The 18,740-nt window shown below is 35.1% G+C and carries 16 protein-coding genes; 13 read left to right on the top strand and 3 right to left on the bottom strand.

Features of this window, described 5'->3' with window-relative positions:
- Positions 1–12: 12 nt before the first annotated feature.
- Positions 13–993 carry an aminodeoxychorismate synthase component I gene (locus HMPREF9699_RS02435; protein ID WP_002662124.1) on the top strand — a complete coding sequence of 327 codons (981 nt, stop codon included), beginning with the start codon at positions 13–15 and terminating at the stop codon, positions 991–993.
- Positions 994–1,061: 68 nt separating this feature from the next.
- Entirely contained in the window at positions 1,062–1,664 is a 603-nt protein-coding gene (locus HMPREF9699_RS02440) for an aminotransferase class IV (RefSeq protein WP_245946090.1), read from the top strand.
- On the opposite strand, the gene HMPREF9699_RS02445 is transcribed toward HMPREF9699_RS02440, so the two are convergent.
- Entirely contained in the window at positions 1,659–2,690 is a 1,032-nt protein-coding gene (locus HMPREF9699_RS02445) for a DUF3078 domain-containing protein (protein WP_002662126.1), read from the bottom strand. The genes HMPREF9699_RS02440 and HMPREF9699_RS02445 overlap by 6 nt on opposite strands.
- A gap of 538 nt (positions 2,691–3,228) precedes the next feature.
- Between HMPREF9699_RS02445 and HMPREF9699_RS02450 the strand changes: the two genes are divergently transcribed.
- Together HMPREF9699_RS02450 and HMPREF9699_RS02455 are read left to right on the top strand one after the other, a co-directional pair.
- Positions 3,229–4,641, top strand: a complete 1,413-nt coding sequence (locus HMPREF9699_RS02450) for a nucleoside recognition domain-containing protein (RefSeq protein ID WP_002662128.1) — start codon at positions 3,229–3,231, stop codon at positions 4,639–4,641.
- A 9-nt stretch (positions 4,642–4,650) separates the two neighbouring features.
- The gene (locus tag HMPREF9699_RS02455; RefSeq protein WP_002662129.1) at positions 4,651–5,178 is read left to right on the top strand and encodes a DUF6646 family protein; all 528 of its coding nucleotides are present in this window, start codon (positions 4,651–4,653) and stop codon (positions 5,176–5,178) included.
- Between the two features lie 59 nt (positions 5,179–5,237).
- Here the strand turns inward: HMPREF9699_RS02455 and HMPREF9699_RS02460 are convergent, their stop codons facing one another.
- Positions 5,238–7,730: an ATP-dependent Clp protease ATP-binding subunit gene (locus HMPREF9699_RS02460; RefSeq protein ID WP_002662130.1), complete on the bottom strand. Its 2,493-nt coding sequence runs from the start codon at positions 7,728–7,730 to the stop codon at positions 5,238–5,240.
- A gap of 404 nt (positions 7,731–8,134) precedes the next feature.
- On the opposite strand from HMPREF9699_RS02460, the gene HMPREF9699_RS02465 reads away from it, so the two are divergent.
- From HMPREF9699_RS02465 to rfbA, 7 genes are all read left to right on the top strand, one after another.
- Entirely contained in the window at positions 8,135–8,728 is a 594-nt protein-coding gene (locus HMPREF9699_RS02465) for a 50S ribosomal protein L25/general stress protein Ctc (RefSeq protein ID WP_002662131.1), read from the top strand.
- Positions 8,729–8,855: 127 nt separating this feature from the next.
- A complete protein-coding gene (locus HMPREF9699_RS02470) occupies positions 8,856–10,166 on the top strand; it encodes a UDP-glucose dehydrogenase family protein (protein WP_002662132.1) in 1,311 nt (436 codons plus the stop codon).
- A 317-nt stretch (positions 10,167–10,483) separates the two neighbouring features.
- Positions 10,484–11,572, top strand: a complete 1,089-nt coding sequence (rfbB, locus tag HMPREF9699_RS02475; protein WP_002662133.1) for a dTDP-glucose 4,6-dehydratase — start codon at positions 10,484–10,486, stop codon at positions 11,570–11,572.
- 34 nt (positions 11,573–11,606) lie between these two features.
- Entirely contained in the window at positions 11,607–12,560 is a 954-nt protein-coding gene (locus tag HMPREF9699_RS02480) for a glycosyltransferase family 2 protein (protein ID WP_002662134.1), read from the top strand.
- Positions 12,547–13,896 carry a DUF6056 family protein gene (locus tag HMPREF9699_RS02485; RefSeq protein WP_002662136.1) on the top strand — a complete coding sequence of 450 codons (1,350 nt, stop codon included), beginning with the start codon at positions 12,547–12,549 and terminating at the stop codon, positions 13,894–13,896. The genes HMPREF9699_RS02480 and HMPREF9699_RS02485 overlap by 14 nt, the downstream gene beginning before the upstream one ends.
- Positions 13,889–14,929 carry an acyltransferase gene (locus HMPREF9699_RS02490; RefSeq protein ID WP_002662138.1) on the top strand — a complete coding sequence of 347 codons (1,041 nt, stop codon included), beginning with the start codon at positions 13,889–13,891 and terminating at the stop codon, positions 14,927–14,929. Before HMPREF9699_RS02485 ends, HMPREF9699_RS02490 begins: the two co-directional genes overlap by 8 nt.
- A 258-nt stretch (positions 14,930–15,187) precedes the next feature.
- Positions 15,188–16,048: a glucose-1-phosphate thymidylyltransferase RfbA gene (gene rfbA / locus HMPREF9699_RS02495; protein WP_002662140.1), complete on the top strand. Its 861-nt coding sequence runs from the start codon at positions 15,188–15,190 to the stop codon at positions 16,046–16,048.
- 36 nt (positions 16,049–16,084) lie between these two features.
- Here the strand turns inward: rfbA and HMPREF9699_RS02500 are convergent, their stop codons facing one another.
- Complete coding sequence (locus HMPREF9699_RS02500; protein ID WP_002662142.1) at positions 16,085–17,080, bottom strand: glycosyltransferase; 996 nt, start codon at positions 17,078–17,080, stop codon at positions 16,085–16,087.
- A gap of 182 nt (positions 17,081–17,262) precedes the next feature.
- Here HMPREF9699_RS02500 and HMPREF9699_RS02505 point away from each other — a divergent pair, with 182 nt between their 5' ends.
- Positions 17,263–17,688, top strand: a complete 426-nt coding sequence (locus HMPREF9699_RS02505; protein ID WP_245946089.1) for an acyltransferase — start codon at positions 17,263–17,265, stop codon at positions 17,686–17,688.
- 4 nt (positions 17,689–17,692) lie between these two features.
- On the top strand, positions 17,693–18,661 hold the full coding sequence (locus tag HMPREF9699_RS02510; RefSeq protein ID WP_002662146.1) for a glycosyltransferase family 2 protein: 969 nt from the start codon (positions 17,693–17,695) through the stop codon (positions 18,659–18,661).
- The last annotated feature ends 79 nt before the right edge of the window (positions 18,662–18,740 follow it).

Here is an 18,740-nt window from a genome sequence, read left to right on the forward strand (position 1 = left end):
TATTTTTGCTTTATGGTAATATCGGCAGATAAGGCATTTGAAAAAATGGATGCACTCTCTTTACAGGGGAAATCTTTCTTTTTTATGCTGGATTTTTTAGTAGAAAACGCCGTAGTAGTGGAAGAAAAAGATTTTGGAAATGAAGAAATTCAGTTTTCTTTTCCGAATAGTAATCTTTCTTGTTCACAGAGCGTTAGTGATGCTCCTTTTGAGCTTTTAGCTTTTCCTGAAGGGATAGCGACTTATGAGAAGGGGTTTAGGCATATTCAGGAAAATTTATACTTAGGTAATTCTTATCTTGCCAACTATACTTGTAAAACACCGATTCAAACTTCGTGGTCTATTCAGGAAATTTTTAAATATTCTCAGGCCAAATACAAAATAAAATTTAGAGATGATTTTGTATGTTTTTCCCCAGAAACTTTTATTGAGATAAAGGAAAACCGAATTGCTACCCATCCTATGAAAGGGACAATAGATGCCACGCTCCCGAATGCTGAGTATATCTTAAAAAATGACGAAAAGGAAAAGGCAGAACATTATACCGTAGTGGATTTACTGAGAAATGACCTTAGCCAAGTGGCTCAAAAAGTACGCGTAAAAGAATTTCAGAGAATAGATAGCATAAAGACTCATCGTGGAGAGCTTCTGGGGATGAGTTCTGAAATAGAAGGAATGGTAAAGAAAAATTATCAAAACAAAGTGGGTACTATACTTAAAACCTTGTTGCCTGCAGGCTCTATTTTGGGGGCACCTAAGCCTAAAACATTGGAAATCATATTGGAATCAGAGCGGTTTCCGAGGAGATGGTACACGGGAGTAGCGGGGTATTTTGATGGCAAAAATTTAGATTCTTGTGTGATGATTCGGTTTGTGGAAAAAGAGAATGACCAATTTTTCTTCCGAAGTGGCGGAGGAATTACCCACAAAAGTAATGTCCATGATGAATACCAAGAAATGAGGAACAAAATTTATATTCCCAAGGTCTTTTAATTCTCCAAAAAAAAGGGAGTGAGGTGTGGGAAGTACAGGTGAAATACCCCTATTTCTACTTAAAAAATATGAAAAAAAAAATTCGTTTTATAGAAAGCATTCGGGTGGAGGATAATGTACCGAAATTGTTAGATTGGCATCAAAAAAGGGTAAATGAAACCCTCCGTTTTCATGGAATGGAAAATCATATACATCTAGAAAAACTTTTCCTCCAGTCTGATTTTCAAGGGAAAGGTGTGTATAAATGGCGAGTGGTTTATGATGAAAAGGGCGTTTGTTCTTCAGCGTTTCAGCAATATTTTCCTAAAAAAATCACTCGGTTCAGAACTGTAGATGCTTCTGGTTTTAGATATCCGTTTAAATATGAAGACCGACATTTTTTGGAACAGCGAAGTAAAGCCTCTTATGAAGATTTCATTTTTTTGGATAAAAATCATATTACAGATTCCTCTTTTAGCAATCTTGTTTTTTACGATGGTAAAGCGTGGTTTACGCCTAAAACTTTCCTGCTGAATGGGGTACAGAGGCAGTTTTTATTAGCAACGGAAAGGATTTTTGAAAGCTCCATTACGGTAGAGCATCTTTCTGCGTTTACCCATTTTAAACTTATTAATGCCATGCTTCCTTTAGAAGAAGCCACTGCCTATGAAATAGGGCAAATTATTTTATAGTTTCCATGCTCTATTGTGTTTGTGTTCAGAGCGCTTTACTCCATTGCTTACATTAAAAGTAAATCCTATGCCCAGCGTTTGTCTCAATTGTGTTTTTCTAATTTGGTTATGGTCATAGATCACATTGGCTACCACGGAGGCAGAAATCACTTTGTTCACTTTAAAATCAAGTGTGCCTAGATAATTAATGACCATTCTTTCGGGATTTTCTAGATAATTAGAGAAAGCAGAGAAATTATTAGTAAAATAGGTGTTTTCCATGATTTTTTGTTTGTAATAGATATTGGCAAGCATCCCCAGCTGGAAGAGCATAAAGTCTCCATCATTACTCAAACCGAAATTACCAGCGTATTGTAAACTAGGTTCTAATACGAAGGTAAAACGGGCATTACTAGGGTAGAGATTAAAAGAGAAGTTGGGAGATGGTTTATAGGTAACCCCTATCCCCAGATTCAGATAGCCTGGTGCCATAAAAAGGGAAATCCTTTTGCCCTCCGTATGATATACATCACTTTTAATAGGATTTTTATTGTCATAGTCATAACCTGCAGAAAATTGTGAAATAATACCTGCTCCTGCACTTAGGAACCAATGTTTAGAAAATTTTCTTCCGTAATTGGTAGAAAAATTAATCACATCTTGTGTTTTTCGGATGCTTAATCCCTGTGTTTTAGATTGTCCGTAGCCTAAGATGATGATATTTTCCCATAAGTTCTTTTCGTCTTCATAGGTAAAATTATAGCTTACCGCTGCTATCCATCCTATATTATTAGACCCTCCCGCAGCCCAGTTGGAAAACGAAGCCTGATTGAGTGTTAAAGCGTTTTGTCCTGAAATAGACCAATGTCTTACTGTATCTTTTTTGGGTGCCTCTGTTTTGTGTTGTAATATGGAGTCTATTTTTTTGATGAATAGGCTGTCTTTTGTACCTGTGATGGTATCATTTTTTACATGTAAAGAATCGGTTTGCCCGAAGGTAAAAGTTCCCCATAAAATAAAAAAGATGAATATGTATGTTTTTTGCATTTTTTTATTGTTTTGAAGCAAATTTATACGCAAATTTAGTTAATCTCTTTAAAATAATGAAAATATAGCGATGCAAAAGCGGTTTGATTTTCCCTAGGGAGAGGAAAAATCGAGTAGCTATTCGTTTTGGATTTTTGGTGATGGGGTTCTAATTTCCAATATCTGGTTTCTAAAATTATTGTACGCTATACAAGTAGATAAAATCATTCATCATATTTGATATATCATTTCTGCATGTTGCTGGTCCATTTCTGCATGTTGCTGATTAATTTCTGCGTGTTGCTGGTCCATTTCTGCACCTTGCTGATTCATTTCTGTATGTTGCTAGTCCATTTCTGCATATTGCTGATTGATTTCTGCGTGTTGCTGGTTCATTTCTGCATGTTGCTGATTTAAAAAAAATTATTTGTTTTTAATTGTTAGCGAACAGTTTTCTCCTCTCTCATGAGTCATTGTACTTTGTACATTATAGAATGATTCAAAATGGTATTAATTAGACATAAGTAAGAAATGTTTATTTTTACCAAAAATTTGTTGAATGATTTTGAGTAGAATTTGGAGTGCGTTCATCATTGTAGCTATTTTGGTGGCTACGGTAAAGTTTATCTTTCTTCCAGAATATGGTACTATCTATAATGATATGGTAGTAGGAAAGGGCGGGGATACCATTCATCTTGCCCAGCAACCCATTGTGCATTATTCTGGAGATGTGAAAGAAGCATTGCTCAAAGAAAATTTTTATAAAGACGGGGCATTGAGGTATTCTTTTAATCCTGAAACACAAGAGGTAAAGGAATACAGAATTCAGGCAACGGACGGGGTGATAGAAACGGCAAATACAGCGGTAACCATATGTCTTAAGCTCATAGGTATTATGGCATTATTCTTAGGATTTATGAGCATTGCTGAAAAGGCGGGAGGCATACAGTTTCTTTCTAGGATGATTCAGCCATTTTTTACTAAGCTTTTTCCAGAAGTGCCTAAAAATCATCCTTCTTATGGACATATGATGCTGAATTTTTCTGCAAACCTTTTAGGCCTGGACAATGCCGCTACGCCTTTCGGGCTGAAAGCGATGGAGAGCTTACAAACACTCAATCCTTCTAAAACCACAGCGTCTAATCCTCAGCTGATGTTCCTCTGTCTTCATGCCAGTGGGCTTACGCTGGTTCCTGTTTCCATCATCGCCATTCGTTCTAGTATGGGGGCTGAAAATCCTACGGATATTTTCCTGCCGTGTCTTATTGCTACTTTTATGGCAACTATGGCTTCTATGGTGATCGTCTCCATCAAACAAAAAATTAACCTATTCCAGCCGATGATTTTGCTTTATGTGGGAGGAATTTCCGCATTGATAGGGTTATTAGTGGTATTTTTGGTTCGATTAAATCAAGAGGAACTGGCAGGTTTTTCTAAGGTGTTTAGCAATGGGCTGATATTGCTGATTTTTATTGGCATCGTCCTTGGAGGAATGTACAAAAAAGTGAATATCTTTGAAGCCTTTGTGGAAGGAGCAAAAGAAGGCTTTACCACTTCGGTGAAGATTATTCCTTACCTTGTGGGGATGCTTATCGCTATTTCTCTGTTAAGGACTTCGGGGGTTTTTGAAGTGATTATTGATGGGATGAAATACATTGCACAGATGGCTGCTTTAGATACTCGTTTTGTAGATGGGCTTCCTACGGCACTTATTAAGCCACTTTCGGGTTCTGGAGCCAGAGGAATGATGGTGGATACCATGGCTACTTTTGGTCCCGATAGTTTTCCGTCTCGTTTGGCAGGGATTTTACAAGGAAGTTCAGATACTACTTTTTATGTTATAGCGGTTTATTTCGGGGCAGTGGGTATTTCCAATACTCGTTATGCGGTAGGTGCTATGCTTTTGGCAGATTTGGTGGGAATTATTACGGCTATTTCATTGGCTTATTTATTTTTTGGTTCAACTTTATAATATCAGAATATGAAGAAATTATTCACAATGGCGGCAATCTCTTTCGGATTAGCCATGGGAGCACAAGAGGTAGCTTCGGATAATAGTGCTTTTAGAGGTGCTTCGGATCTTAGATTAAATGTAGGTGCGAATATTCAGCACGGCGGAACTGGAATTGCTGTGATTTTAGACAAAGGTTTCGGGGAGAGTTTTTCCGCAGGAATTCAGGCGGGTTATCTTTTAGGGGTAGATGAGGCAATGATTACAGAAGGTGCCAAGCCGCATCACCGTTTTGATGCTAAGGTAAGAGCGAATGCTAATTTGGGCAGTGTCATCGGTTTTCCTGAGGAGTTGGATGTATATCCAGGGCTTAATTTAGGATTGAAAAACTTCGGTGGTCATGTAGGTACGCGTTATTTTTTTAGCAAGGGATTTGGTGTCTTTGCAGAAGCCCAATTTCCGCTTGCCAGATTTAATAAACGAGCAGAATCTTACCAGCTTTGGAATAATCAGTTCGCATTCCTAATAGGAGCGTCTTTTGATTTGACGAAGAGATAATTCAGCTCTATTATGGATTTCTAAATCAAAACCCTCACTAAAATAGTGAGGGTTTTGTCTTATTTTTGTATTAATCTGTCTTTTGCTTCGTTGAGGTCTAGTATGATGGCATCTCCTTCATTGAGCTGTTTATTAACCAGCAACTCCGCCAATACATCTTCTATATACTTTTGGATGGCTCTTTTCAGTGGCCTTGCACCGAAATTTTTGTCCCAACCTTTGTCTGCAATAAAATCTTTTGCCTCTTCGGTAAGGGTAACATGATAGTTCAGTTTTTCTAATCTGCTATAAAGTTTATGGAGTTCCAAATCAATGATTTTTCGGATGTCCTCTTTTTCTAAAGCATTGAAAATAATGATATCATCTATCCTATTGAGGAATTCTGGTGCAAAAGCTTTCTTAAGAGCACTCTCTATAGTAGCTCTGGCATGTGCATCAGTGTTGGATTTTTTTGCACTCGTTCCGAAGCCTACCCCATCACCAAAGTCTTTCAAGTCTCGGGTACCAATGTTAGAAGTAAGAATGATAATGGTGTTTCTGAAATCAATTTTTCTACCCAAAGAATCCGTTACATGCCCTTCGTCTAAGATTTGGAGCAAGATGTTAAATACATCAGGATGAGCTTTTTCTATTTCGTCTAAAAGCACTACGGCGTAAGGTTTTCTTCTCACGGCTTCAGTGAGCTGTCCGCCTTCTTCATAGCCTACATATCCTGGAGGCGCTCCTACCAATCTAGATACGGCAAACTTCTCCATGTATTCACTCATGTCTATACGGATGAGGGCGTCATCAGAATCAAAAAGTTCTCTTGCCATGATTTTTGCCAACTCCGTTTTTCCCACTCCTGTAGTTCCAAGGAATACGAAAGTACCGATAGGTCTGTTCGGGTCTTTGAGTCCTGCACGGTTTCTTTGAATGGCTTTTACCACTTTTTTCACGGCTTCTTCTTGTCCGATGACTTTGCCATTAAGTTTATCATCCATGGATGCCAATTTGTCTAGCTCTTTTTTACCTACTTTGGTTACAGGGACACCGCTCATCATGGATACTACTTCGGCTACATTTTCTTCTGTTACTGTTTCGCGGTTTTCTTTCACCTCTTTATCCCATCTTTCTTGTGCTGATGTAAGCTCCATTTGCAGTCTTTCCTCTTCATCTTTTAGCGTTCTGGCCTCTATATAATCTTGCCTTTTTACGGCAGCCATTTTTTTCGCTTTTACTGCTTCTATTTTCTCTTCGAAATCCATAATTTCCACAGGTGTTTTCATGTTTTTTATATACACTCTAGCTCCTGCTTCATCTAGGGCATCAATGGCTTTATCTGGCAGAAAACGGTCTGTAATATATCTGGTAGTAAGGTTTACACAGGCATTTACTGCTTCTTCGGTATAAGTAACATTGTGATGGGCTTCGTACTTGTCTTTAATCTGATGAAGAATTTGTATAGTTTCTTCCACAGAAGTAGGCTCTACCATTACCTTTTGGAAGCGGCGTTCCAAGGCACCATCTTTTTCTATGTATTGTCTATACTCGTCTAGGGTAGTAGCTCCTATGCACTGGATTTCTCCTCTTGCCAAAGCGGGTTTAAACATATTAGAAGCGTCTAAACTTCCCGTAGAGCCACCTGCTCCTACGATGGTGTGTAGCTCATCAATGAAAAGGATGACATCTTTATTTTTTTCCAGCTCGGTCATGATGGCTTTCATTCTTTCCTCGAACTGTCCGCGGTATTTGGTGCCTGCTACTAAACTTCCTAAGTCTAAGGTGATTACCCTTTTGTTAAAAAGAATTCTGGATACTTTTTTCTGATGAATTCTTAGGGCAAGCCCTTCTGCAATGGCAGATTTTCCCACTCCAGGCTCTCCAATGAGGAGCGGATTGTTCTTTTTTCGTCTGGAAAGAATTTGAGATACTCTTTCTATTTCTTTTTCTCTACCGATGACAGGGTCTAACGCACCATCTTTTGCCAATGCGGTAAGGTCTCTACCGAAGTTGTCCAGTGTAGGCGTTTTAGATTTTCCAGTACCCAAATTTCCTGTAGGCTTTTTCATGGGCTGACTTTCATCGGGATCATCAGATTCATCATAAGCAGACATCTGAGGATTCATGCCAGAGTCTTTAAGCATGGCTCTAAATGCAGCGGATACCGCACTGTAATCCACATCATAGGCACTGAGTATGCTAGAAGTAGGGTCTTCAAATTTATAAAGAATACCCAGTAGGAGATGTACGGTATTTATTTCAGCTCCTTGGTATTGTCTGCATTCCAATTCTGCTCTTCGGATGGCTTGGTCTGCCATTTTGGTAAAGAAGATATTTTGCGTTTCCATTAAATTGGGATTAAGAGAAACAGCAGACATATTTTCTATTTTTCTACGAACTTGGGTAAGGTCTACATCTAATTTTCTGAGAATATCCTTTGCAGAGTTTTCTGTCTTTAGGATGCCCAGCAGTAGATGCTCCGTATTTACATGCTCACTTTTAAGGCGGCGAGCCTCACTTTTACTATGTTTGAAGACATTATTTACACCTTCAGAAAATTGATAATTCATTGTATATCGCTTAAAGAATGATATTCTTTTCGGTGTTTTACCATTCCGAAAAAGAAATTATGTACTCCAAAATTACAAAATACTTACCAAAGTAAATAATGTGACGGAATGGCATATAGCAACTTTTCTGGCTCCAAAAAGTATTTTTCATGCCAAGAGACTTATATAAAGTAGATGCTTAAAATTTTGCTTCTCTCGTAATTGTTAATGTGTGTTATTTTTAAGTTATTGATAATTAGTAGCGTTTTATGTGATTTTTTTGAAGAAAGTGTAAATGAGCTTTGAGAGCTATGTGCTTTACTATTGTTTTGGATTTAACTCTGAAATTTTAATATTGAAATCAAAGAAAATGTTTCTATTCCAAAAAATAATTGTATTTTTGCAATTCAAAATTTTTATACAATATGAAATCTATTACAATTCAAGGCGCAAAAAGAGAAAGCGTTGGCAAGAAATCTACAAAAGCCCTTCGTGATGCTGAATTAGTTCCTTGTGTTGTGTATGGAGGAAAAGAAGCTTTAAGTTTCTCTACAGAAGAGAAATCTTTTAAGAACTTGGTTTATACTCCTGAAGCACACACAGTAGAACTCGTTATCGATGGGGAGACTATTCCTGCTGTACTTCAGGATATTCAGTTCCACCCAATTACGGATAGAATCCTTCATGCAGATTTTTATCAGTTATCTGAAGACAAACCAGTAATTATGGATGTTCCTGTAAGACTTACTGGTAGAGCGAAAGGGGTGGTAGCTGGTGGAGCACTTCGTCAGTCTTTCCGTAAATTGAGATTGAAAGCACTTCCAGCAAACTTACCAGATGAAATAGTGGTGGATGTTACTCCATTAAGAATTGGTAATAAGCTTTATATCGGAGATATTAAGAATGAAAATTACACATTCATGCATCCTGATAATGCGGTAGTAGTGGCAGTGAAGATGTCAAGAAACGCAATGAAAAATGCTCAAGCAGGAGGAATGGATGATGAAGATGATGAATAAAATTCATACTCTGTTCTATAAAATAAGATTGCCTCAAAATTTTGAGGCAATTTTTTTTATGAATTCCACATAGTCGGTTAATTTTTAAACATTTTAAACTAAATTTGCACAAACAAAAATAAATAAGATGAATATTGCTATAGTAGGAACAGGCTATGTGGGTTTAGTAACGGGTACTACACTCGCAGAACTCGGGAATTCAGTATATTGCGTAGATGTAGATGCCGAAAAAGTAGAACGGATGAAAAAAGGTATCGTACCTATCTACGAGCCTGGACTAGAGGAAATGTTTACCAGAAATATTCAGGCACAGAGATTACACTTTACGACAGATTTAAAAGAAGCATTGGAGGTAAGTGAAGTGGTGTATCTCGCACTGCCTACGCCGCCGGGAGAGGATGGTTCTGCAGATTTATCCTATGTGCTGAAAGTGGCTAATGACATCGGTGAATTTATGACGGATTATAAAGTAGTGGTAAATAAATCTACTGTTCCTGTAGGGACTGCGGATAAAGTGAGAGCTACCATCTCTGCAAAAACCAATATTCCTTTTGATGTGGTTTCTAATCCAGAGTTTCTTCGTGAAGGTTTTGCGGTGGAGGATTCTATGAATCCTGCTAGAGTGGTGGTAGGCTGCTCCTCTGAAAAGGCTAAAGATATTATGTCTAAAATTTATCAGCCATTTACTAATACGGGAATTCCTATTATTTTTATGGATGAAAAGTCCTCGGAATTAACGAAATATGCGGCTAATTCTTTCCTAGCAGTAAAGATTACCTTTATGAATGAAATTGCCAATTATTGTGAGAAAGTAGGAGCAGATGTGGATAAAGTAAGATTAGGGATGGGAAGTGATGATAGAATAGGGCATAGATTTCTTTTTCCAGGGATAGGCTACGGTGGTTCTTGTTTTCCTAAGGATGTGAAAGCCCTCATTAAATCTGGAAAAGAGGAAGATTTTAACTTCCAAATTTTGGAGGCTACAGAAGAGGTCAATCAAAAACAAAAAGTCATTCTTTCTTATGAAATAGAAAAGTATTTCGGAGGGGATTTGAAAGGTAAAAAAATTGCACTTTGGGGATTGGCATTTAAGGCAAACACAGATGATATTCGTGAGGCATCTTCATTAGATAATATCAAAATCCTTTTGGAAAAAGGGGCGGAAATAGTGGCGTATGATGCTATTGCAGAAGATAATGTGAAGAGAGTTTTAGGAGATAAAATTCAGTATGCCAAAGATATGTATAGCTGTGTAGAGGGAGCCGACTGTCTATTCATCGCTACTGAGTGGAGTGAGTTTAAGAATCCTAATTTCGATATTTTGGCAGAAAAAATGAAGAATAAGGTGATTTTTGATGGAAGGAATATGTTCCCTTTAGAATTACCTGAGCAAAATGGATTTTACTATCAGTCTATTGGTAGAAAACTAGTGAAATAGAATTTTTGCTAAAAAGCTAGAAAGCTAAAAGGTTAGAGGGTGAGGGAGATAAAATCTCATAAAGATTTGAAAGTTTATCAAGAATCAATGATTTTGGTAAGGGATATTTACACTCTAACTCAAAACTTTCCAAAGGAAGAGGTTTTTGGACTAACTTCGTAAATATTTTACCCAAGAAAACAATGAAATTAAAAAGAGAATTTTTTTTATTAAGATATGCTAATCAAATTAATTACAAGTTTAAATTTAAAATAGAAAGTAAGCATTTTTTACTTTCTAACTTTCTAACCTCTTAACCTTATAACTTTAATAAAAATATGAAATCAATCATCATAACAGGTGGAGCAGGATTCATCGGTTCTCATGTGGTAAGGGAGTTTGTGAAAAACTTGCCACAAACTAAAATCATCAATCTGGATGCCCTTACCTATGCAGGGAATTTGGAAAATCTCAAGGATATAGAAAACGAGCCTAATTATATCTTTGAAAAGGCAGACATTACAAAACCTGAACAGCTAAGAGCGGTATTTGAAAAACATCACCCCGATGCGGTGGTGCATTTGGCAGCGGAAAGCCATGTGGATAGAAGTATCACAGACCCGAACGCCTTTATCAATACCAATGTGATGGGGACGGCCAATTTACTAAACCTTTGCCGAGAGTTTTGGACATTGAATCCAGAACATACGCATGGTAATTTTCCTAATGCGCCAAGAGAAAATCTGTTCTACCATGTTTCTACAGATGAGGTGTATGGTGCATTAGGCGAAACGGGATTCTTTACCGAGGACACACCGTATGACCCGAAATCTCCGTATTCGGCCAGTAAAGCTGCGAGTGACCATTTGGTAAGAGCGTACGGGAATACCTATGGTTTGCCTTTCATCGTATCCAATTGTTCTAATAATTACGGGCCTAATCACTTCCCAGAGAAGCTCATTCCGCTGTGTATTTCCAATATTATCCATGAAAAACCACTGCCGATTTATGGCGATGGAAAATATACGCGTGATTGGCTCTTTGTAATAGACCATGCAAAAGCCATTTTCCAAATTTTCCACGAAGCGAAAACAGGCGAAACTTATAACATCGGTGGTTGGAACGAATGGCAAAACATTGACTTGATTAAAGAACTCATCCAACAGATGGATGCTAAACTGGGCAGACCTCAGGGATATTCAGAAAAACTGATTAATTTCGTGAAAGACCGCCCAGGGCATGATAAACGCTATGCCATTGACGCCACCAAGCTCAATAAAGATTTAGGCTGGAAGCCATCGGTAACTTTTGAAGAAGGATTGGCCAAAACCATAGATTGGTTTTTGGAAAATCAAGAATGGCTGGAAAATGTAACCAGCGGAGCGTATCAAGAGTATTATAAGGAGCAGTATGAAAAAGCGAAATAGAAATTATTTATATTGAAACAAAAATAAAAAAGGTTTGGACTTAATAAGTTTTATAGTTCCTGTATATAACGAGCAAGAAACAATAAGGATTTTCCATAAAGAAATTTGTCATTTTTTTCAAAATGAAATTGATAATGAAAAGTACTCTTTTGAGTTGGTTTTTGTGAATGATGGAAGCGATGATAAAACAATGGATGTTTTACAGGAACTTTATGAAATGAATTCAAACATTACAGTCGTTAGCTTTTCAAGGAATTTTGGGAAAGAGAATGCCCTGTTTGCAGGTTTGGAACATATATCAATAGATGGTAAAATTATTATCCCAATAGATGTAGATTTACAAGATCCTTTATTAGTTATCAAAACAATGCTAGAAAAATATGAAGAAGGTTATGATGTGGTTTTAGCAAAAAGGGCAGAAAGGCAAAAAGATGGTTTTTTGAAAAGATTTTCGGCAGAGCAATTTTACAAGGTGTATAATAAAATTGCTAAAGTAAAATTGGAACCCAATGTAGGGGATTTCCGTTTAATGACCAGAAATGTTGTGGATGAAATTCTTAAACTAAAAGAAAATCAGCTTTTTATGAAAGGGGTTTTTAATTGGGTAGGATTTCGTTCAGCAATTGTGGAGTATAATAGAGAAGAGCGAGTTGCAGGTAGTAGTAAATTTAACGGGTATAAACTTTGGAATTTGGCATTAGAAGGCATTACTTCTTTTTCCACTATACCCATTCGAGTTTGGCTATATATAGGCTCGTTTATTGCTTTTTTGTCCTTTGTTTTAGGAATAAAAGTTTTAATTGAAAAATTCTTTTTTGGAATACAAGAGCAAGGGTATGCCTCTATCATAGTTTCTGTATTCTTTATAGGAGGTGTGCAGCTAATTGGAATAGGTATATTAGGGGAATATATAGGGAGGATTTATATGGAGGTAAAGAGAAGACCTCGTTATATTGTGCAAAAATTATTGAAAAATGAACAAAAATAACTTTGGGCTACTATTTTTGGTAAACTTGATTGTTATTTTACCAATAATATATTTGAGCATATACAATTATCCATCATCTGATGATTTTAGCTATGCTATTGATTCCCACAAGGGTTTTATGGAGAGGCAGATATGGCACTATAATAACTGGGGTTCTCGGTATATGGCTACTGCTTTTCTCATTACAAGTCCCTTAAATTTTGGCTCAGATCAGTATTTTGGACTTTACACCTTTGCTTTTATAATGTTATTTTATTTTGCTAATCATCGTATTCTAAAAGATGTTGGCATGGAGGATAAAAGAAAAAGGTTTGTGGTTAATTTAAGTATTATCTCTGTTTATACTTTGTTGCAAACCTCTCTTGTGGAGAATTATTTTTGGTTAGCAGGAAGTGCTACTTATTTTTTACCCTCTATTTTATTTATTTTTTATATTTCCTGTTTGAAAAGAATATTTAGTCATCAAAGAGCTTTGCTTAATTCATTTTTTGCTATGAGCTCTATGTTAATCATTGGTGGATGTAGTGAATTATTGGTTGGTTTTTCGGGGATTATTACAGGGATATTGTTCATTTTTTACTTTATAAAGAATAAAAAGATAAACTATTCTTATATCATTCTTATTTTATTGATTGTAGGGTTATTTTTGTTTGTATATTTAAGTCCTGGAAATGAAGTCAGAGGACAGATAAAGAAAGCGGAATTATCTCTTATGGATGTAGCTTTCATGAGTTTTAATAAAGTTATTGTTATCAATATTCGTTATCTTGTTGTAGGATTTATTCTTTTTGTTTTATTGTTCAAAACAGTGAATGTAAAGCTGACTATTAATAATAAAATAAAACATCCGATTTATATTTTTGTATTTTATAATTTTCTCCTATTTATAGGTTCTTTCATTACAATATATAAACTGACTTATTATTATCCACCAAGGGTAGAGAATTTGTTATTATTTGTTTCTTTAATATTTATTTTTCTTCTGTCTTATATTTTTTATGAAAGATATTTTGTTAACCTTAAAAATATATACTACATCGTCAGTGGTGTTGCGGTATGTTTAGTTTATTTTTGTGTTCCCAAAAATAGTTTTCAAAGGGAAAGCAATCTTCAGTTGCTTTACTCTGATATTTTTAATAGCAGAGCAAAAGAGTATGTGGAACAAATCAACGAAAGAAAACAATTAATAAAGCATTGTGATGAATGTACGGTTCCTGCTATCAAAAATGCTCCAAGAACTATTTTGTTTAAAGATATTACTTCTGATAAGCACCACTATATTAATACATCTGTGGCTCATTTTTATCAAATAAAAAGCATCAAAACGGATGAATAATTCTTCTCAACTTTATATTTCTTACTTAAGAGTAATAGCAACAATCTCTGTTATTGTGCTTCATACAGCAGCATTTATATCTATGGATTACAAAAATGTAAGCATAGGGTCTTGGTCAGTAGCAACTTTTATTAATAGTGGAGTAAGGTTTTGTGTACCTTTATTTGTAATGATTTCAGGGGCTTTATTGCTAGGTAAAAATGAAGGAGTAAAGTTGTTTTTAAATAAAAGAATAAAAAAAATAGTGGTTCCATTTCTATTTTGGAGTTTATTTTATACTTGTTGGTATTATAAGGATGAATTACTGGAGGTGGATATGGAATTATTAAAGATTTTTTTGAATAATTTATACAATGGAAGTGCCTATCATTTATGGTACTTATATATGATTATAGGTGTATATGCTTTTATTCCAGTTTTGCGAAAATTTACGATGCATGCCACTAAAAGGCAGATAGAATATTTCTTACTGATAAGTTGTATTGTATTAATTGCGAATCAATATGGTGTAAAACCTGTTGTAGAAAATTTTGTGAATTTTGGAGGGTATGTATTTTATTTAGTTTTAGGCTATTATCTTAGTATTATTAAATTCAATTTTTCATCTAAAATAGTGAAGCATAGTGCATGGATAGTGTATGTTATATCTGTTTTGTTCACTTTTGGTATTACCTTTTATCTGTCAAATTTAGCTAATAACTTCGCCCCGAGATACACATTTTACCTGACCTTTAATGTAGCAATCATGTCTGCATGTGTTTTTCTTTTAGTAAAACACGCTCGCCTAAAAGAAAATACAATTATAAAACAAATAGAAAAATATTCTTTCGGAATATATTTTGTGCATGTTTTTATATTACATTACTTAAATAAATTGGCTGAATACATACATACATACATACATACATACATACATACATACGCGGCGACCGCTATTTTCGTAATTATTACCTCTTTTGGGGTATTATTACTTTCTTATGTTATGATCAATTTATTGTGTAGAATTCCTTTATTAAGAAAAGTAGTAATGTGATAAGAAAGAAGCTTTATTTTGAGACTTTATGTATGTTATTGGGTTTTTCCAACTGTGAATTTTTATTAGTCTATGAGATTTAAATTTGATTGGTGAGGGCAATTTTCGGGGATGTTTTTTTATTTATCTTTGTTATCTTAAATAAAGATGTGAAGATAAGTATGTTTTTAATCAAATAATATTTGGAATATTGAATAAGGATATAGGAGTTGCTCGTGTGTTCTTAGCTATGTAAAAGGAAACTTATAAAATAATACAATGAAAGGAATTATACTTGCCGGAGGTTCTGGCACCAGACTATATCCACTGACCATCGCTGTAAGTAAGCAACTGATGCCTGTGTACGACAAACCGATGATTTATTATCCGCTATCCACTTTGCTTTTGGCCGGAATTAGAGAGATACTTATCATTACCACACCTCATGATAGTGAGGCTTTCCAAAAACTTTTGGGAGACGGTTCCCAGATTGGTTGTAAATTCGAGTATAAAGTACAACCTTCTCCCGATGGATTAGCTCAAGCGTTTATTTTAGGCGAAGAATTTATTGGTAATGATGCTGTGGCACTCGTTTTAGGGGATAATATCTTCTATGGAACAGGATTGCCTCAGCTTTTAGAAAGTAAAACCAATGTAACTGGAGGCTGTGTTTTTGCTTATCAAGTATCCGATCCAGAACGCTATGGAGTGGTGGAGTTCGATGAGAATCAAAAAGCGATTTCCATCGAAGAAAAACCTGCTCAGCCAAAATCCAATTATGCAGTTCCAGGCTTGTATTTTTATGATAACAAGGTGGTGGAATATGCTAAAAATCTAAAACCGTCTGCAAGAGGCGAATTGGAAATTACGGATATCAACAAAATCTACCTTGAAAAAGGCGAGTTAGAAGTAGGGGTGATGAGCCGTGGAACCGCTTGGCTGGATACAGGAACTTTTGACTCCCTCCACGAGGCATCAGAATTTGTAAAGGTTTTGGAGAAAAGACAAGGCTTTAAAATCTCTTGTATTGAGGAAATCGCATATAAAAAAGGTTTCATTGATGAAGAGCAACTACTAAAATCTGCCGAGAAATACGGGAAAAGCGGGTATGGAGATTATTTGAAACGATTGATAAAATAATAAAATAGAGACGCTGATACGGCGTCTCTATCTTTATTATGCACCCCATCTCTTCTTAAAAACTTTAAATCCTAAATGAGTGGGAAGATTATTAAAGAAGTTTTCTTTTTTGATTTTATTGGAAAACTTTGGGGATAAATAATCGCTTAAACTTAGGGAACTGAGTGTCTTATAATTAGAATAGCTTTCCTTCCAAAGCATATCGTTTTTCTTGGCACGCCAGTTCATTTGGAGCGTGAGGGTTTTAAAGTTAATAAGATGTTGCAAAATCTTTTTCTTTCTTTCGGGAGATTTTTCTTTCTTAAATGAATGGTCTATCTGTTTTGCAATGGTAAACCAATTATCGAAATGTTTTTTACCTCTATTATGAATAACTGAATTCTGGTGGAGATAATAATCATAGGTCTTTTCCCTTAGAAAAGCGATGGATTCTAATACCAAAGCGGTTTCGAAACTTTGTAAGGAGTCTTGTGCGTAGAGCCCTTTAGTAAAATAGAGCTGATTTTCTTTTATGAAATCTAAAAGTATCAGTTTGTTCCAGCTACATTCAGGATATTTCCCACTAATAAAACTTTCAAAAATCTCTTCATTGTTTAGAAGGGTATTTTTTTTCTCAGTAATTGGGAAAATAGGATATCTTTTTCCTTCGGGAAGTTTTACCGCTTCTACTTCTCCCATGACCATCTGTACCTTTTCTTTTTCTGCTAGATGTACCATTTTTTCTATACAGCTAGGAGTAATAGTATCATCAGAGTCTAGGAAAAATAGGTATTTACCTTGTGCGGTGTCTATGCCTTTATTTCTTACCACGGAAAGCCCAGAGTTTTCTTCTAAATAATAGATTTTCCAGTTTTGGAGCCCATGTTTTTGGATGAAACGCTCTGCGATTTTTACTGAATCATCAGGTGTTTGGTCATTGATCAGTGTTACTTCTAAGTTTTTATAAGTTTGATGAAGGACTGATAGTAAGCATTTTTCAAGAGAGTCTTCACATTTGAAAATCGGGATGGAAATAGTAACTAAGGGTTGCATGAATAATTCAAATTAAACAACAAAATTATGAATAATTTTTGGTAATTTTGCCATAAAATTAGTGGATGCTTTTTCTATCAAAACTACTTTATTATTTACTAAAACGCCCTTCTTTAAAGAAGATTCAGGCATTCGGGAAGTCACCTAGAATTGGCGATTTTTGTAATTTTACTTTCCATCATATGGCAAAAGTAACTATTGGCGAAAAATTAGAGCTTAGAAATCATTGTTCCATTCGAGTAGAGAAAGATGCGACTCTTAGTATCGGAAATAATGTTTTCATGAATAATGGCTGTTCGGTGAATTGTCTTGAAAAAATAGAAATAGGAGAAAACACACTTTTTGGTGAAGGGGTGAAACTTTATGACCATAATCATGAATACTCATCCGAAAAAGTAGAAAGGCAGAAATTTAAAAAAGCACCTATCAAAATAGGGAAAAACTGCTGGCTTGGGAGTAATGTAGTGGTTCTTAAGGGAGTAACCATAGGAGATAATAGTATCATTGGAGCGAATGTTACTGTTTATAAAAATATTCCGGCTCATTCTGTTGTAGTAAATAAAAGTGAGAGTGTTATAAAGAGTGTTTTTGAGTTTAGAAGAATATAAAACAATGAAGAAGCCTCAAGTTTCTGTGGTAATGTCTGTTTATAATGCAGAAAAATATCTTTCACAATCAATAGATTCTATTCTTAATCAAACTTTTGAGGATTTTGAATTTATAATTATAGAAGATTGCTCTACTGATAACTCTCTTACTATTTTGGAAGATTATTCTATGCAGGATTCGCGTGTTAAGATTATTCGAAAGCAAGAGAACAAGGGAATGAAAGGCTTTATAGAAAATCTGAATATTGGTTTGCATAGAGCTCAAGGAGAGTATATCGCTAGAATGGATGCAGATGATATATCCCATCCTACTCGTTTTGAGAAACAAGTTGCGTTTTTGAGAGATAATCCAGATGTTTTTATGGTGGGAAGTTCGATTAATCTTATAGATGAAGAAAATAATTTTATCAAAAGATTGGAGGCATTAGAAAGAGATTCATTGATAAAGCGTGTAATGCCTAAACAAATATCAATGTATCATCCAGTAATTATGTTTCGTAATGATTCTGAAGTAAGGTATAGAGAAAATATATATTACTGTGAAGATTATGATCTTTATTTAAGATTGATGTATAACGGGAGTAAGTTCTATAATTTCGCTGAACCATTATTGGATTATAGAATTTTAAACTCTTCTATTTCTCGTAAAGATGGTAAATTTTATAGAACACTTTTTCTAGAAAAAATGAAATCATTCTATAAAGAAAGGATGTTAGAAGGTAAAGATTCTTATGAGCATTTTAATCCTGAATATTTTCTTAATATACTTAATGAAGAAAAAAAATCATTAAAAGAAGATTTGGAGTTTGGATTAAAAGTAGCTACAAAATTTGGTTATAATAAAGAGTTTTCTATTTTGAAAAAAAAATATCAGCTTGATAATGGCTTTAATTTTAATGTTGCAATTTATAGTCTTTTAAACTCTTTACCATGGTCTTTCACAAAACTTTATTTTAAATTATTTATTGATTAATGACCGATATTTTTATAAAATCCTTTAACCGGCCTTATTATTTGGATAGATGCTTACAAGGTATCAAAACCTATGTCTC

This window comes from Bergeyella zoohelcum ATCC 43767, from assembly GCF_000301075.1.
GTDB lineage: Bacteria > Bacteroidota > Bacteroidia > Flavobacteriales > Weeksellaceae > Bergeyella > Bergeyella zoohelcum.

What these genes read in the sequence shown, in the direction of transcription:
- HMPREF9699_RS02435 (WP_002662124.1), top strand. Translation starts at nt 13, where the DNA reads ATGGTAATATCGGCAGATAAGGCATTTGAAAAAATGGATGCACTCTCT.
- HMPREF9699_RS02440 (WP_245946090.1), top strand. Translation starts at nt 1,062, where the DNA reads ATGAAAAAAAAAATTCGTTTTATAGAAAGCATTCGGGTGGAGGATAAT.
- HMPREF9699_RS02445 (WP_002662126.1), bottom strand. Translation starts at nt 2,690, where the DNA reads ATGCAAAAAACATACATATTCATCTTTTTTATTTTATGGGGAACTTTT.
- HMPREF9699_RS02450 (WP_002662128.1), top strand. Translation starts at nt 3,229, where the DNA reads ATGATTTTGAGTAGAATTTGGAGTGCGTTCATCATTGTAGCTATTTTG.
- HMPREF9699_RS02455 (WP_002662129.1), top strand. Translation starts at nt 4,651, where the DNA reads ATGAAGAAATTATTCACAATGGCGGCAATCTCTTTCGGATTAGCCATG.
- HMPREF9699_RS02460 (WP_002662130.1), bottom strand. Translation starts at nt 7,730, where the DNA reads ATGAATTATCAATTTTCTGAAGGTGTAAATAATGTCTTCAAACATAGT.
- HMPREF9699_RS02465 (WP_002662131.1), top strand. Translation starts at nt 8,135, where the DNA reads ATGAAATCTATTACAATTCAAGGCGCAAAAAGAGAAAGCGTTGGCAAG.
- HMPREF9699_RS02470 (WP_002662132.1), top strand. Translation starts at nt 8,856, where the DNA reads ATGAATATTGCTATAGTAGGAACAGGCTATGTGGGTTTAGTAACGGGT.
- rfbB (WP_002662133.1), top strand. Translation starts at nt 10,484, where the DNA reads ATGAAATCAATCATCATAACAGGTGGAGCAGGATTCATCGGTTCTCAT.
- HMPREF9699_RS02485 (WP_002662136.1), top strand. Translation starts at nt 12,547, where the DNA reads ATGAACAAAAATAACTTTGGGCTACTATTTTTGGTAAACTTGATTGTT.
- HMPREF9699_RS02490 (WP_002662138.1), top strand. Translation starts at nt 13,889, where the DNA reads ATGAATAATTCTTCTCAACTTTATATTTCTTACTTAAGAGTAATAGCA.
- rfbA (WP_002662140.1), top strand. Translation starts at nt 15,188, where the DNA reads ATGAAAGGAATTATACTTGCCGGAGGTTCTGGCACCAGACTATATCCA.
- HMPREF9699_RS02500 (WP_002662142.1), bottom strand. Translation starts at nt 17,080, where the DNA reads ATGCAACCCTTAGTTACTATTTCCATCCCGATTTTCAAATGTGAAGAC.
- HMPREF9699_RS02505 (WP_245946089.1), top strand. Translation starts at nt 17,263, where the DNA reads ATGGCAAAAGTAACTATTGGCGAAAAATTAGAGCTTAGAAATCATTGT.
- HMPREF9699_RS02510 (WP_002662146.1), top strand. Translation starts at nt 17,693, where the DNA reads ATGAAGAAGCCTCAAGTTTCTGTGGTAATGTCTGTTTATAATGCAGAA.